General features: G+C 74.6%; 12 protein-coding genes and 2 tRNA genes. 9 read left to right on the top strand and 5 right to left on the bottom strand.

Annotated elements, in window-relative coordinates:
- Positions 1–220: 220 nt before the first annotated feature.
- The gene (locus BLQ97_RS01395; RefSeq protein WP_245691840.1) at positions 221–3,181 is read left to right on the top strand and encodes a UPF0182 family membrane protein; all 2,961 of its coding nucleotides are present in this window, start codon (positions 221–223) and stop codon (positions 3,179–3,181) included.
- Between the two features lie 60 nt (positions 3,182–3,241).
- Positions 3,242–3,318, top strand: a tRNA-Met gene (locus tag BLQ97_RS01390).
- 53 nt (positions 3,319–3,371) lie between these two features.
- On the opposite strand, the gene BLQ97_RS01385 is transcribed toward BLQ97_RS01390, so the two are convergent.
- Both BLQ97_RS01385 and BLQ97_RS01380 read right to left on the bottom strand, forming a co-directional pair.
- Positions 3,372–4,040 (bottom strand): response regulator, encoded by a 669-nt coding sequence (locus BLQ97_RS01385; RefSeq protein ID WP_091362544.1) that lies wholly within the window; start codon positions 4,038–4,040, stop codon positions 3,372–3,374.
- Positions 4,037–5,170, bottom strand: coding sequence for a sensor histidine kinase (locus BLQ97_RS01380; protein WP_217637007.1), 1,134 nt, complete (start codon positions 5,168–5,170; stop codon positions 4,037–4,039). The genes BLQ97_RS01385 and BLQ97_RS01380 overlap by 4 nt, the downstream gene beginning before the upstream one ends.
- A 266-nt stretch (positions 5,171–5,436) precedes the next feature.
- Here BLQ97_RS01380 and BLQ97_RS01375 point away from each other — a divergent pair, with 266 nt between their 5' ends.
- A complete protein-coding gene (locus tag BLQ97_RS01375; protein ID WP_175471548.1) occupies positions 5,437–6,243 on the top strand; it encodes a hypothetical protein in 807 nt (268 codons plus the stop codon).
- Positions 6,240–7,454, top strand: coding sequence for a serine hydrolase domain-containing protein (locus BLQ97_RS01370; protein WP_091362541.1), 1,215 nt, complete (start codon positions 6,240–6,242; stop codon positions 7,452–7,454). The genes BLQ97_RS01375 and BLQ97_RS01370 overlap by 4 nt, the downstream gene beginning before the upstream one ends.
- A gap of 50 nt (positions 7,455–7,504) precedes the next feature.
- On the opposite strand, the gene BLQ97_RS01365 is transcribed toward BLQ97_RS01370, so the two are convergent.
- Entirely contained in the window at positions 7,505–8,071 is a 567-nt protein-coding gene (locus tag BLQ97_RS01365) for a hemerythrin domain-containing protein (RefSeq protein ID WP_091362538.1), read from the bottom strand.
- A gap of 139 nt (positions 8,072–8,210) precedes the next feature.
- Here BLQ97_RS01365 and BLQ97_RS01360 point away from each other — a divergent pair.
- The 4 genes from BLQ97_RS01360 to BLQ97_RS01345 all read left to right on the top strand — a co-directional run bounded on the left by BLQ97_RS01360 (position 8,211) and on the right by BLQ97_RS01345 (position 10,260).
- A tRNA-Met gene (locus BLQ97_RS01360) sits at positions 8,211–8,284 on the top strand.
- 102 nt (positions 8,285–8,386) lie between these two features.
- Positions 8,387–8,674, top strand: a complete 288-nt coding sequence (locus BLQ97_RS01355) for a GNAT family N-acetyltransferase (protein WP_091362537.1) — start codon at positions 8,387–8,389, stop codon at positions 8,672–8,674.
- Positions 8,675–8,791: 117 nt separating this feature from the next.
- A complete protein-coding gene (locus tag BLQ97_RS01350) occupies positions 8,792–10,069 on the top strand; it encodes a cytochrome P450 (protein ID WP_091362536.1) in 1,278 nt (425 codons plus the stop codon).
- The gene (locus BLQ97_RS01345) at positions 10,069–10,260 is read left to right on the top strand and encodes a ferredoxin (RefSeq protein ID WP_091362535.1); all 192 of its coding nucleotides are present in this window, start codon (positions 10,069–10,071) and stop codon (positions 10,258–10,260) included. The genes BLQ97_RS01350 and BLQ97_RS01345 overlap by 1 nt, the downstream gene beginning before the upstream one ends.
- Here the strand turns inward: BLQ97_RS01345 and BLQ97_RS01340 are convergent.
- Positions 10,257–11,396 carry a cystathionine gamma-synthase gene (locus BLQ97_RS01340; RefSeq protein WP_091362534.1) on the bottom strand — a complete coding sequence of 380 codons (1,140 nt, stop codon included), beginning with the start codon at positions 11,394–11,396 and terminating at the stop codon, positions 10,257–10,259. The genes BLQ97_RS01345 and BLQ97_RS01340 overlap by 4 nt on opposite strands.
- Positions 11,393–12,802 (bottom strand): cystathionine beta-synthase, encoded by a 1,410-nt coding sequence (locus tag BLQ97_RS01335; RefSeq protein WP_091362533.1) that lies wholly within the window; start codon positions 12,800–12,802, stop codon positions 11,393–11,395. The genes BLQ97_RS01340 and BLQ97_RS01335 overlap by 4 nt, the downstream gene beginning before the upstream one ends.
- Before the next feature lie 91 nt (positions 12,803–12,893).
- Between BLQ97_RS01335 and BLQ97_RS01330 the strand changes: the two genes are divergently transcribed.
- A complete protein-coding gene (locus BLQ97_RS01330; RefSeq protein WP_217637006.1) occupies positions 12,894–13,703 on the top strand; it encodes an alpha/beta fold hydrolase in 810 nt (269 codons plus the stop codon).
- The last annotated feature ends 20 nt before the right edge of the window (positions 13,704–13,723 follow it).

The raw sequence follows: 13,723 nt of genomic DNA, 5'->3' as shown, positions 1-13,723 counted from the left end.
CGCTTGGGGGAAGCTGTCGGCCAGCAGGGGGTCCCCGGGGAACCCGGTGCCGCGCCGGACGTTGGTCCGGGCGACAGTGGCCGGTACCGGGCCGGAGCCCGTGCCGACCGACCACACACGCACAGTCAGACCGCACCGCAGCTCCACCCCGCGGTCGCCCCACCGCGGTGGCGCACCCCGTGCTCCGCCGCACCGCAACTGAAGGAGACCGCTCGTGGCCATGCGGCCCCCCGTGTCCGTGCCGACGCTGTCGCGGCGCGCGAAGGTGGTCATCGGGTCCATCGCCGTGCTGCTGGTGCTGTTCACGGCCATCGGCACGCTGACCAACGTCTACGTCGACTACCTGTGGTTCGACGAGACCGGGTTCACCGAGGTCTTCTGGACCGAGCTGCAGACCCGCGCGCTGCTGTTCGCCGTCGCCGGTGTCGCCACCGGCGGGCTGACCGCGCTGGCGATCCACCTCGCCTACCGCTTCCGCCCGGCGTTCCGGCCGATGTCGCTGGAGCAGCAGAACCTGGAGCGCTACCGGCAGTCGCTCGAGCCGCGGCGCACGCTGGTGCTCACCGCCGTGGCCGTCGTCGTCGGGCTGTTCGCCGGGTTCACCGCGCAGGGCAGCTGGGAGACCTGGCTGACCTTCCGCAACTCGGTGCCCTTCGGCGAGGTCGACCCCCAGTTCGGCCTGGACCTGTCGTTCTTCGTCTTCGAGTACCCCTTCTACCGGCTGCTGATCAGCTTCGGCTTCGCGATCGTGCTGCTGGCGCTCATCGGCTCGCTGCTCACCCACTACGTCTTCGGCGGGCTGCGGCTGCAGACGCCGGGGCAGAAGCTCACCGGCGCGGCGATGGTGCAGCTGTCGGTGCTGCTCGGCCTCTTCGTGGCGCTCAAGGCGGTCGCGTACTGGTTCGACCGCTACGCCCTGGTCTACTCCGACCGCGGCGGGCTGTTCAGCGGCGCGAGCTACACCGACGTCAACGCGCTGCTGCCGGCCAAGACGATCCTCGTGTTCGCCGCCGCGTTCTGCGCCGTGGCGTTCTTCGCCAACGTCGTCGTCCGCAACTTCCGGCTGCCGGCCGCCGCGCTGGTCCTCCTGCTGCTGTCCAGCCTGGTCATCGGCGTGGCCTACCCGGCGATCGTGCAGCAGTTCGTCGTCCGGCCGAGCGCCAACGAGCGGGAGGCGGCCTACATCGAGCGGGCGATCGCCTCGACGCGGGCGGCCTACGGCCTGACCGACGACGACGTCGAGTACGTGGACTTCGCGCAGGAGGCCACGGGCGACGACGTCGACACCGACGCCGCCCTCGCCCAGCTGCGCGCCGACGACGCCACGATCCCCAACGCGCGGCTGCTCGACCCCAACGTGCTCTCCGACACGTTCACCGCGCGCCAGCAGATCCGCAACGTCTACGGCTTCCCCGAGCGGCTCGACATCGACCGCTACACGATCGACGGCGAGACGCAGGACTACGTCGTCGCCGTCCGCGAGCTCAACAGCGAGGGGCTCAGCGAGAACCAGAGCACCTGGATCAACCGGCACACCGTCTACACCCACGGCAACGGCTTCGTCGCCGCGCCGGCGAACCAGGTCATCGCCAGCCAGGAGGGCGGCGAGCCGAACTTCACCAGCCGCGACCTGCCCACCACCGGCGACATCGACGTCGAGCAGGCCCGCATCTACTACGGCGAGCTCATCCAGGACGCCGGCGAGGACGTGTACTCCGTCGTCGGCGCCCCCGAGGGCGGCCAGGCGCGGGAGTTCGACCGGCCGGAGGACGGCTCCGACGGCGAGGTGAACAACACCTACGACGGCGAGGGCGGCGTCGCGATCGGCAGCTTCTTCCGGCAGCTGACCTTCGCCATCTACTACCGGGAGCGCAACTTCCTGCTCTCCGGCGCGGTCAACGACGCCTCGAAGGTGCTCTACGTGCGCGACCCCCGCGAGCGGGTGGAGAAGGCCGCGCCGTTCCTGCAGGTCGACGGCGACCCCTACCCGGCGGTGGTCGGCGGCCGCGTCACCTGGATCCTCGACGGCTACACGACGTCGGACGCCTACCCCTACTCCGAGCGGATGGAGCTGGGCGAGGCCGCCCAGGACGCGCTGACCGGCCAGGGCACGACGGCGCTGCCCAACGAGCAGTTCAACTACATCCGCAACTCGGTCAAGGCCACCGTCGACGCCTACGACGGCACCGTGCGGCTGTACGAGTGGGACGAGCAGGACCCGGTGCTGCAGGCCTACCGGGCCGCCTTCCCCGGGGTGATCGAGGACCGCGAGGCGATGAGCGACGAGCTCATCGGTCACGTCCGCTACCCGGAGGACCTGTTCAAGCTGCAGCGGGACATCCTCACGCGCTACCACGTGAGCAACCCGAGCGACTTCTACAGCCAGAACGACCGCTGGGCGGTGCCGGCCGACCCCACGGTCGACACCGAGGAGGCGCAGCCGCCGTACTACATCCTCGCCGCCCGCCCGGGCGAGGACGGCGCGATCTTCCAGCTGACCAGCGCGCTGAACGCCTTCCGCCGGCAGAACCTCTCGGCGTTCATCTCGGCGTCCAGCGACCCGGACACCTACGGCGAGATCCAGGTCCTCCGGCTGCCGGGCAACACGCCGTTCCGCGGGCCGCAGCAGGTGCAGCAGTCGTTCAACACCGACGACGAGGTCGCCCAGGACCTCACGCTGTTCAACAGCCAGAACTCCCAGGCGGTGTTCGGCAACCTGCTGACCCTGCCGATCGGCGGCAACGGCCTGCTCTACGTGCAGCCGCTCTACGTGGAGGGGACGGGGGAGAACTCCTTCCCGCTGCTGCGCAAGGTGCTGGTCAACTACGGCGGCCGGGTCGGGTACGCCGACACCCTCTCCGACGCGCTGGACCAGGTGTTCGGCGCCGGGGCGGGGGACACGGCCACCGACAGCGACGACGCCGGGACGATGCCGGACACCGAGGAGCCGACGACCGAGCCGACGACGCCGGCCGAGCCGACCCCGCCGGCCGACGGCGGGACGGCCGACCCGGGCCTGGACGCCGCGGTGACCGAGCTCGACGCGGCGCTGCAGGCGCTGGCCGACGCCCAGCGGGCGGGTGACTTCGCCGCGCAGGGCGAGGCGCTGGCCCGGCTGCAGCGGGCCGTCGAGGCCTACCAGGCGGCGCAGTCCGCGGCCGCGGCGACGCCGACCGGCTGAGCCGTCGGGCGGGGGCGGGCTCCGGCCCGTCCCCGCCTGGGTGTATGGTGGTCTCACCGACGCGGGGTGGAGCAGCTCGGTAGCTCGCTGGGCTCATAACCCAGAGGTCGCAGGTTCGAATCCTGCCCCCGCTACCACTCGACAGGGGCCCTCACAGAGACTGTGAGGGCCCCTGTCGCGTCTGCGGGGGTCACGGCCGCGCCTCGTCGTCCGGTCCGACGAAGCCGGTCCGGTAGGCCCACACCACCGCCTGGGTGCGGTCCCGCACGCCGAGCTTGCCGAGGATCGCCTTGACGTGGGTCTTGACCGTCTCCGGCGACAGCCAGACCCGGCCGGCGATCTCGGCGTTGGACAACCCCTCGGCCAGCGCGCGGAGCACCTCGGCCTCCCGCTCGGTCAGCGCGGCCGCCTGCCGCAGCCGCTCGGGGTCGGGCGGACGGCGGGCGGCGTGCGCGGCGAGCAGCCGGCGGGTCACCGCCGGCGCGACGAGCGCGTCGCCGGCGTGCACGGTGCGGATGCCGTCGACGAGCTGCTCGGGCGTGGACCGCTTGAGCAGGAAGCCGTCGGCGCCGGCACCGAGGGCGTCGTCGACCACCTCGTCGAGGTCGAAGGTGGTCAGCACGAGCACCCGCGGCCGGTGGGGCCAGGTCGCGATCTCCCGGGTGGCGGCCACCCCGTCCACCCGGGGCATGCGGACGTCCATGAGGACGACGTCGGGGCGCAGCTCCCGCGCCCGGGCCACCGCCTCCCGGCCGTCGGCGGCCTCCCCGACGACGGTGAGGTCGTCCTCGGCGTCGAGCAGGGCACGCAGGCCGCTGCGCACCAGCCGGTCGTCGTCGGCGAGCAGCACCCGGATCACGCCGACACCACCGTCCCCGCGGGCAGCTCCGCGTGCACCCGGAACCCGCCGTCCACCGGTCCGGCCTCCAGCTCGCCACCCTCCAGCCGGGCCCGCTCCCGCATGTTGACCAGCCCGCGGCCCGGCACGACGTCGACGGGGGCGTCCTCACCAGGGGCACCGCCCTCGTTGGTGACGTCGAGCAGCACCCGGTCGGCCACCTGCGCGAGCTCCACCCGGATGCGTCCGGCCCGGCTGTGCCGGACGGCGTTGGTCAGTGCCTCCTGCACGATCCGGTACAGCGCCCGCGCGCCGGTGGCCGACAGCTGCACCCCGTCGGTGTGCAGCTCCACCGGTCGCCCGGTGGCCCGGATCCGCTCGGCCAGCTCCTCCAGGTCGGCGACGGTCGGTGCGAAGGCCTCGGCCCGGGCCTTGCGCTCGTCGGGCTGCAGCACCCGCAGCAGCCGGTCCAGCTCGTCGAGCGCGGTGCGCCCGACGGTCTCGATGGACGCCAGCGCCTCGTGCGCGAAGGCCGGGTTGTCGGCGAACACCCGCCGCCCCACCCCGGCCTGCATGACGATGACGGTGACCGTGTGGCCCAGTGAGTCGTGCAGCTCGCGGGCCAGCCGGCCACGCTCCTGCAGCAGGAGCCGCTCGGCGGCCAGTGCCTGCGCCCGGCTCTCCGCGGCCGCGCGGGCCTCGGCGGCCGCCGCGCGCGTCCGTCGGCTGCTGAGCTCCCCGGCCACCACGGCGACCAGGGACGTCGTCGCGATCTCGGGCAGCGCGTCGACCGGGTGGACCGGGTCGAGGACCAGGTAGCCGGTGGTGGCCAGGACGGCGACCGCGACCGCCGCCACCCGCACCCGGCGTCCGCCCGCGGCGAAGCAGGTGAACAGCGCGATCCAGGCCGGCCAGGGGAGGAGGCCGACCGCGTGACCGGTGGCCGTGGTGACGACCAGCGCCAGATCGGCCAGCACGAGCGACACCAGGGGCGCGGTCGACCGCCAGAGCAGGGCCAGCGGCCCGGCGACGGCCAGGACGACGGCCACGGCGTCGACCGGCCGGTAGGGCGGGCCGGCGGGCCGCACCAGGGCGAGGGCGACCGTGGCGACCACCAGCGCACCGGCGAGCGCCGCGTCGGTGCGGTTCACGGTCGGGAACCGGACGGGCAGGGACGGCGACACCTCCCATCGTCCCGCCGGGCGTGCGCCACCGGGAGCCCCGCGCGGGTCGTCCGGTCTCCCTCGCGCGAGGGAGGCGCGGTCCCCCGTCGGCGCGCCTCCTGCGCACCGGAGACCACTCCCGCGGGGCCGCTCCTCGCCCCCGCGCGGGGCTGCCGGGCGGTGCAGCGGGAGCGACAGGCTGCGGCACCGCAGCGCCGCGGTGGCCGCGGCGCACTCGCCCCCGGAGGTGTCCCATGACCGGTGTCCGGCAGACCACGTGGACCGCGCCGCCCCGTAGGGCGGGCCGTACCGGGCGGGTGGTCGCGCTCGTCCTCGGCGTGCTGCTCCTGCTCCCCGGCCTGGCCCTGGTGACCGGGGGTGGCGTCCTGCTCTGGGCCTCCGCGCTGCACCGTTCCGACGGGTTCGTCGTCAGTCCCGAGGAGCGCCTCGGCTCTCCCGGCCACGCCCTGGTCAGCGACCGGATCGACCTGCGGGCCGGCGCCGACTGGCTCCCGGTCTCCGCCGCGCTGGGCCGCGCCCGGATCGAGGTCACCCCCGCCACCGCCGAGGAGGTCTTCCTCGGCATCGCCCCGGCCGCCGACGCGCGGGCCTACCTGGACGGCGTCGGGCGGACCACCCTCGACGCGCTGGGCTTCGACGGGCCGGCGGACGCCGCGGACGAGATCCCCGGCGGCGCGCCTCCCGGAGCGCCCGCCGACCAGGACTTCTGGACGGCGCAGGTCGCCGGCAGGGGCCCGCAGCAGCTGACCTGGGAGCCGGCCGACGGCGACTGGGTGCTGGTGGTCATGAACGCCGACGGCTCGGCAGGGGTCGACGTGCAGGGCCGGGTCGGTGCCGAGCTGCCCGCGCTGGCCGGCATCGGCTGCGCCGTGCTCGGCGCCGGCCTGGTGGTGACCCTGCTGGCCGTGCTGCTGGTCCGCCCCGGATTGGGGCGGACGGTCGAGGACTGGCCCACCGTCCGCGCCGTCGGCCGGTACCCGGCCGCGCCTCCGCGTCCCCTGAGCACGACGTCCGCCCCGTCCGGAGAGGAACGGCGATGACCGGCACCCCGACCGCGGCTCCCGGCCGCGGGCAGCTCCCTCCCGTCCCGGCACCCCCGGCCGGCGGCCGGCGCCTCGGCCGGACCCTGGCCGCGGCCGCACTCCTGGCCGCGCTGACCGTCGCCTCCGCGTGCGGCGGGGCCGCCCCGCCCGCCGTCGTCGCCGCCGCTCCGGACCCGGGCGTGACCACTCCGTCGCCGGTCGCCGACGCCGACCTCGAGCGGACGGTGACCGCGATCCTCGAGGCGCACCGCGCGGACCAGGAGTTCGTCGGTGCCGTCCTCGCCGTGCGCCGGGCGGACGGCGCCACCGTCACGGCGACCTCGGGCACGCCGTCGCTGGACGTCGACGGCCCCGTCGACCCGTCCGTCCCGTGGAACGTCGGCAGCGTCACGAAGACGTTCGTCGCCGTCGTCGTGCTGCAGCTGGCCGAGGAGGGCCGCCTCGACCTCGACGCCGGGATCGACGGCTTCCTGCCCGACCTCCCCGGCGCCGACCGGATCACCCCCCGGCAGCTCCTCCAGCACACCAGCGGGCTCGGCGAGTACCTCGACCAGCCGGCGGTGCTGACCGACGCGCAGCGGGAGTGGACGCCGGCGGAGCTGATCGCCGTCGCCGAGGCCGCCGGGCGGCGGGGCGACCCAGGAGGCGCGCACGCGTACAGCAACACCAACTACGTCGTGCTCGGCGAGATCGTCGGCCAGGTGACCGGCCACCCGTGGGCCGACGAGGTCCGCGACCGGGTCGTCGAGCCGCTCGGCCTGCGGCACACCCGGCTCGGCGCCCTGCGCGGGACGCCCGGCTACGGCGTGGAGGAGACGGGGTTCGTCGACCTCACCGACTGCTGGCACCCCACCGTCGGGGGCGCCGCCGGAGGGCTCGAGTCGACGGCGGCCGACCTGCTCGTGTTCGCCGGGGCGCTGCGCGACGGCCGGCTGCTGTCCGGACGGAGCCAGGCGGAGATGCGCACGTTCGTCCCGGCCGAGGACTGGTCGCGGTTCGGCATCGTCCACGAGTACGGCCTCGGCCTGGAGCGCTACACGACCGGGCAGCTGACCGTCGAGGGGCACATGGGTGTCGGGGCCGCGCACTCGGCCTTCACCGGGTTCGACCGCGACAGCGGGGCGGCGGTCGCGGTGGTGCTCAACACCCGGAACCCCGGACCGCAGGCGGCGATCGGGCTGGAGGCGCTCGCGGCGGTCGGCGGCTGAGGCGCGACGGCGACCCCCGACCCGGACCCGGGCCGGGGGGCGCCGTCCGGTCAGGCCTGGTTCGGCCGGCCGGTCAGCTTGTCCCGCAGCCGGTCGACCATCCCCACACCCGGCCCGACCAGCTTGTGGAACAGCTCGCTGTGCGGGGCCGCCGGGTGCGGGCGGGTGGGTGCCGCCTTCTTCGCCGTCTCCACCTTCCCGCCGAGCTCGACGAGCTGCTCGCGCGTGAGGCGGGCGCGCAGCGCGGGGAACTGCTCGGTCTCCTCGTCGGAGACGTGGTCGCGCAGCACCGCCTCCAGCCGGCCGAGCACCTCGAGGAAGCGCGGGTCGGCCGCGTCGACGCCCTCGAGCTCCTTCATCCGCTCCACGAGCTCCTGGTGCTCCTCGACGTCGTGCTGCACGGCGGCGTCGCCGTCGGGCAGGTGCTCCCGCATCGCGGGGTAGACGTACATCTCCTCGGCCACGGAGTGCCGCATCAGCTCGGCGATGACGGTGTCGGCGAGGTCCCGCCGCTGCGCGGGCTCGGCGGTCGGGATCTGCTGGACGAGCTCGAGGACCTCGTGGTGGTCGGTGGTCAGGACGTCGACGACGTCCTGCGGTCCGGTGCTGGCGGTCATGTCGCCCTCGCTCGTGGACGGAGGGGTCCGGTGCGGCTGCTCGCACCCTGCTCCCGTCGTCCTACCGCGTCGCGGTCCCGGCCGCACCCGGGGCCGGCCGACCGGGCCCGCGAGGGACGTGTACAGTGGGACTCACCGACGCGGGGTGGAGCAGCTCGGTAGCTCGCTGGGCTCATAACCCAGAGGTCACAGGTTCGAATCCTGTCCCCGCTACTGGCACGAGGGCCCCGGAGCACACGCTCCGGGGCCCTCGTCGTGTCCGTGGGACGTCGTGTCCGTGGAACACCGCGGGACCGCGCCGGGTTGGCGGTCGACATGGAGCCGACCGTGCACGACGCCCCCGAGTCCGAGCGCTACGAGATCCGCGACGGCGACCGCGTGCTGGGCCTGGCCGCCTACCAGCGGCACGGCGAGCAGGTGGTGTTCACCCACACCGAGATCGACCCCGACGCCGAGGGCTCGGGTCTCGGCGGCACGCTCGTCCGCGGCGCCCTCGACGACGTCCGGCAGCGGGGCGGGCGGGTCGTCGCCCGGTGCTCGTTCGTGCGCGGCTGGATCGAGCGGCACCCCGAGTACGGCGACCTGGTCGACCAGAGCTCCTGACACCCGGGGTGGCTGTCGCCCGCCCGGGGTGCTGACGTCGTGGTGTGTTGCCGGTCACAGGGAGTGGTCTCTAGCGTGGCCTGACCGTCCGCACGCCCGACCCCTGGAGGCCCGCCCGTGACCGTCGCACCCGAGGACGTCGACCTCTCCACCGTCGACCTCTCCGACCGGGACTGGTGGGCCCGCCCGGCGCAGGAGCGGCACGCGGCACTCGACCGGCTGCGCGCCGAGCAGCCCTTCGCCTTCTTCGCCGAGCCCGACCTGCCCGGCATCCCGGCCGGGCCCGGTTACCACGCGGTCACCCGCTACGCCGACCTGGAGGCGATCAGCTCGCAGCCGGCGCTGTTCTGCTCGGGCCGGGGTGCGGTGTCGATGCAGGACGTCCCCGCCGAGCTGCACGAGTTCTACGGCTCGCTGATCAGCATGGACGACCCGCGGCACGCCAAGATCCGCCGCATCGTGTCCAAGACGTTCACCCCGCGGATGCTCGAGCGGACGCTGGACTCCGTCCGCGCCGTGGTCGACGACGTCCTCGCCCGTGCCCGGGCGACGGCGGAGGCGAACGGCGGGGTGGTCGACGTGGTCACCGACCTCGCCGCGCCGATCCCGCTGCGGGTCATCTGCGACATGATGGGCGTCCCCGAGGAGGACCGGCCCGGCGTGCTCGCGCGGTCCAACGTCATCCTCTCCGGCGGCGACCCGGACCTCATCGAGGACGACGACCCGCTGACCGCCTTCCTCACCGCCGGCATGGAGATGGCCGCGCTCATGGAGCGGCTGGCCGCCGAGCGGGTGGCCGACCCGCGCGACGACCTGACCACCGCGCTGGTGCGCTCGGAGGTCGACGGCGAGCGGCTCACGCACCAGGAGATCGCGTCGTTCTTCATCCTGCTGCTGGTGGCCGGCAACGAGACCACCCGCAACGCGATCTCCCAGGGCCTGCTGGCGCTGTCGGAGTGGCCGCAGGAGCGGGCGCGCTGGGCCGCCGACCCGTCGCTGGACCGCACCGCCGTCGAGGAGGTGGTGCGCTGGGTCAGCCCGGTCACTTGGATGCGCCGCACCGCCACCCGGGACGGCGAGGTCGGCGGGCACCGGTTCACGGCGGGGGAGAAGTTCTTGCTGTTCTACAACGCCGCCAACCGCGACCCGGCCGTCTTCGCCGACCCGCAGCGCTTCGACGTCGGTCGCGACCCCAACCCGCACGTGGGCTTCGGGTCCAAGGGGCCGCACTTCTGCCTGGGCGCCCACCTGGCCCGCCGGGAGCTGCAGGTGACCTTCCGGGCGGTCTTCGACCAGCTGCCCGACCTGGAGGTGACCGGGCCGCCCGACCGGCTGCGCTCGTCGTTCGTCAACGGGCTCAAGCACCTGCCGGCCCGGCTGACCGGGGTGCGCTGATGCGGGTCGGCGCCGACCGCGAGCGCTGCGTGGGGTCCGGGCAGTGCGAGCTGCTCGCGCCCGACGTCTTCGAGGTCGGCGACGACGGCGCGGTGCGGCTGCTGCAGGAGGACCCGGCCGACGACGGCGCCGTCCGGGACGCCGTGCAGCAGTGCCCGACCGGGGCCCTCTCGCTCGGGGACGCGCCCTAGGCGAGCGCCTGCTCGAGGTCGGCGAGCAGGTCGTCGGCGTCCTCGATGCCCACCGACAGGCGCACCAGGTCGGCCGGCACCTCCAGGGGTGACCCGGCCGCGCTGGCGTGCGTCATCCGGTGCGGGTGCTCGATCAGCGACTCGACGCCGCCGAGCGACTCGGCCAGCGTGAACAGCCGGGCCCGCTCGCAGACCCGCAGCGCCGCCTCCTCGCCGGCGGCCAGCCGGAACGACAGCATCCCGCCGAAGCCGGACATCTGCTTCGCCGCGACGTCGTGGCCGGGGTGGTCGGGCAGGCCGGGGTAGAGCACCCGGGACACGGCCGGGTGCCCGGTGAGGTACTCGGCGACGCGGCCGGCGTTGGCCTGGTGGCGGTCCATGCGCACGCCGAGGGTCTTCACGCCGCGCAGCACCAGCCAGTCCGACAGCGGGCCGGAGACCGCGCCCATCGCGTTGTGGTGGTAGGCCAGCTGCTCGGCCAGGTCGGGGTCGCGGACGACCAGCGCGCCGCCGACGACGTCGGAGTGCCCGCCCAGGTACTTGGTCGTGGAGTGCACGACGACGTCGGCGCCCAGGGTGAGCGGCCGCTGCAGGTAGGGCGAGGCGAAGGTGTTGTCGACGACGAGCAGCGCGCCGGCCTCGTGCGCCACCTCGGCGGTCAGCGCGATGTCGGCGACGTTGAGCAGCGGGTTGGTCGGCGTCTCGCACCACACCACCCGCGTCGCGCCCGGCCGGATCGCCGCGCGCAGCGCGTCGAGGTCGTTGAGGTCGACCGGGGTGTGCTCGACGCCCCACCGCGCGACCACCCGCGAGATGAGCCGGAAGGTGCCGCCGTAGGCGTCCCCGCCGAGCACGACGTGGCTGCCCGGCTCGCACACGGTGCGCAGCAGGGTGTCCTCGGCGGCCAGGCCGGAGGCGAACGCCAGGCCCGCCGTGCCCTCCTCGAGCGAGGCGAGCACCTCGTGCAGCGCGTCGCGGGTGGGGTTGCCGCTGCGGGCGTACTCGTAGCCGCCGCGCAGCCCGCCGACGCCGTCCTGCTTGAAGGTGGTGGCCAGGTGCAGGGGGACGACGACGGCGCCGGTGGCCGGGTCGGGGTCCTGCCCGGCGTGGATGGCGCGGGTGTCGAAGCCGGTCATGAGCCGACCGTAGGCGCCAGGCCGGCGAGGTGGCCGAGCACGTCCTGGCGGGTGACCACACCGGCGGGCTTGCCGTCGACGTGCACGACCAGCGCGTCGGCGGCGCCGAACTCGGCGACGGCGGCGCTGACCGGCTCCCCGGAGCCGATGATCGGCAGCGGGGGCGACATGTGCCGCTCCACCCGGTCGGCCAGCGACGCCCGGCCGGCGAACAGCGCGTCGAGCAGCACCTTCTCGTCCACCGAGCCGACCACCTCGCCGGCGGTGACCGGCGGCTCGGCCTTGACGACGGGCATCTGGCTGACGCCGTACTCGCGCAGGATGTCGATCGCGTCGCGGACGGTCTCGTTGGGGTGGGTGTGCACCAGCGTGGGGGTCGCGCCGGCCCCGTCCCGCGACTTCGCCGACAGCAGCTCGCCGACCGTCTCGCCGGTGCCGGTCACGTCGAGGAAGCCGTAGTCGGCCATCCACTGGTCGTTGAAGATCTTGTTGAGGTAGCCGCGGCCGCCGTCGGGCAGCAGCACCACGACCACGTCGTCCTTCGTCAGCCCCTCGGCGGCGCGCAGCGCGCCGGCGACGGCCATGCCGCACGACCCGCCGACCAGCAGGCCCTCCTCGCGGGCCAGCCGCCGGGTCATGTGGAAGGAGTCCCCGTCCGACACCGGGACGATCCGGTCGGCGATGCCGCGGTCGTAGGCGTCGGGCCAGAAGTCCTCGCCCACGCCCTCGACCAGGTAGGGCCGGCCGGTGCCGCCGGAGTACACCGAGCCCTCGGGGTCGACGCCGACGACCTGCACGCGGCCCTCGGAGGCCTCCTTGAGGTAGCGGCCGATGCCGCTGATCGTGCCGCCGGTGCCGACGCCGGTCACGAAGCAGGTCACCTTCCCCCCGGTCTGCTCCCAGATCTCCGGGCCGGTGGTCTCGTAGTGCGAGCGCGGGTTGGCCGGGTTGGCGTACTGGTCGGGCTTCCACCCGCCGGGCAGCTCGCGGGCCAGCCGGTCGGAGACCGAGTAGTAGGACCGCGGGTCGGCCGGGTCGACGGCGGTGGGGCAGACGTGCACCTCCGCGCCGTAGGCCCGCAGCACGTTGATCTTGTCCTGGCTGACCTTGTCGGGGCAGACGAACACGCACCGGTAGCCGCGCTGCTGGGCGACCAGCGCCAGGCCGATGCCGGTGTTGCCGCTGGTCGGCTCGACGATCGTGCCGCCGGGCTTCAGCTCCCCGCTGGCCTCGGCGTCGTCGACCATGCGCACGGCGATCCGGTCCTTCACCGAGCCGCCCGGGTTGAGGTACTCGACCTTCGCCAGCACCAGCGGCGCGTCCGGGCCCAGGTCGGCGGTGACCCGCGACAGCCGGACGAGCGGCGTGCCGCCGATCAGGTCGACGACGGACTCGGCGTACTGCACGCGGACCTCCTCGCACGAGCACCCGGGGCGGGTGCGCTGCCTCCATCCCACCACCCCGATGAGTCCGGGGCTCCCCAGCGGTCCACCCCTCGTGACGACGACGGACCTGCGGGTCGACGAGGGATACGCACCGGCGACCGGTGGCGTGCGGGCGTACTGGCGCAGCCTGGGCGAGGGCGGCACGCCGCTGGTCGCGCTGCACGGCGGCTTCGGGGTGGTCGAGGCGTGGGGCGGGCTCCTGGAGCAGCTGGCCGCGCACCGGCGGGTGGTCGCCGTCGAGCCGCAGGGGCACGGGCGCACCGCCGACGTCGACCGGCCCTTCTCCTGGGACGCGCTGGCCGACGACGTCGCCGCCGTGGTGGCGCACCTCGGCCTGGGCCCGGTCGACCTGCTGGGCTACTCGCTCGGCGGCGGGGTGGCCCTGCGCACCGCCATCCGGCACCCCGGCGCGGTGCGGCGGCTGGTCCTCGTCTCGGCGCCGTGCCGGCGGGACGGCTGGTTCCCCGAGGTGCTGGCCGGCATGGCGGAGGTCGGCAGCGCCGGGTTCGAGGGGATGCGGCAGACGCCGATGTACGCCGCCTACGCCGCCGTGGCGCCCGACGTCGACGCCTTCCCCGCGCTGATGGACAAGACCGGGGACCTGCTGCGCGGCGACTACGACTGGACCGAGGAGGTCCGGGGGCTGACCGCGCCGGTCCAGCTGGTGTACGCCGACGCCGACGGCATCCCGCCGTCGCACGCCGCGGACTTCTACGCCCTGCTCGGCGGCGGTCTGCGCGACGCCGGGTGGGACGGGTCGGGGCGGTCGGCCTCACGGCTGGCGGTGCTCCCCGGGCGCACGCACTACGACGTGGCCGCCGCCCCGGAGCTGGCGTCGGTGGTCGAGGCGTTCCTGGCCTGACCGGCAGGGCCGGGCCGTAC

The organism is Geodermatophilus telluris (assembly GCF_900102745.1).
Taxonomy (GTDB): Bacteria; Actinomycetota; Actinomycetes; order Mycobacteriales; family Geodermatophilaceae; genus Geodermatophilus; species Geodermatophilus telluris.
This window is presented reverse-complemented; position numbering and strand designations above follow the sequence as displayed.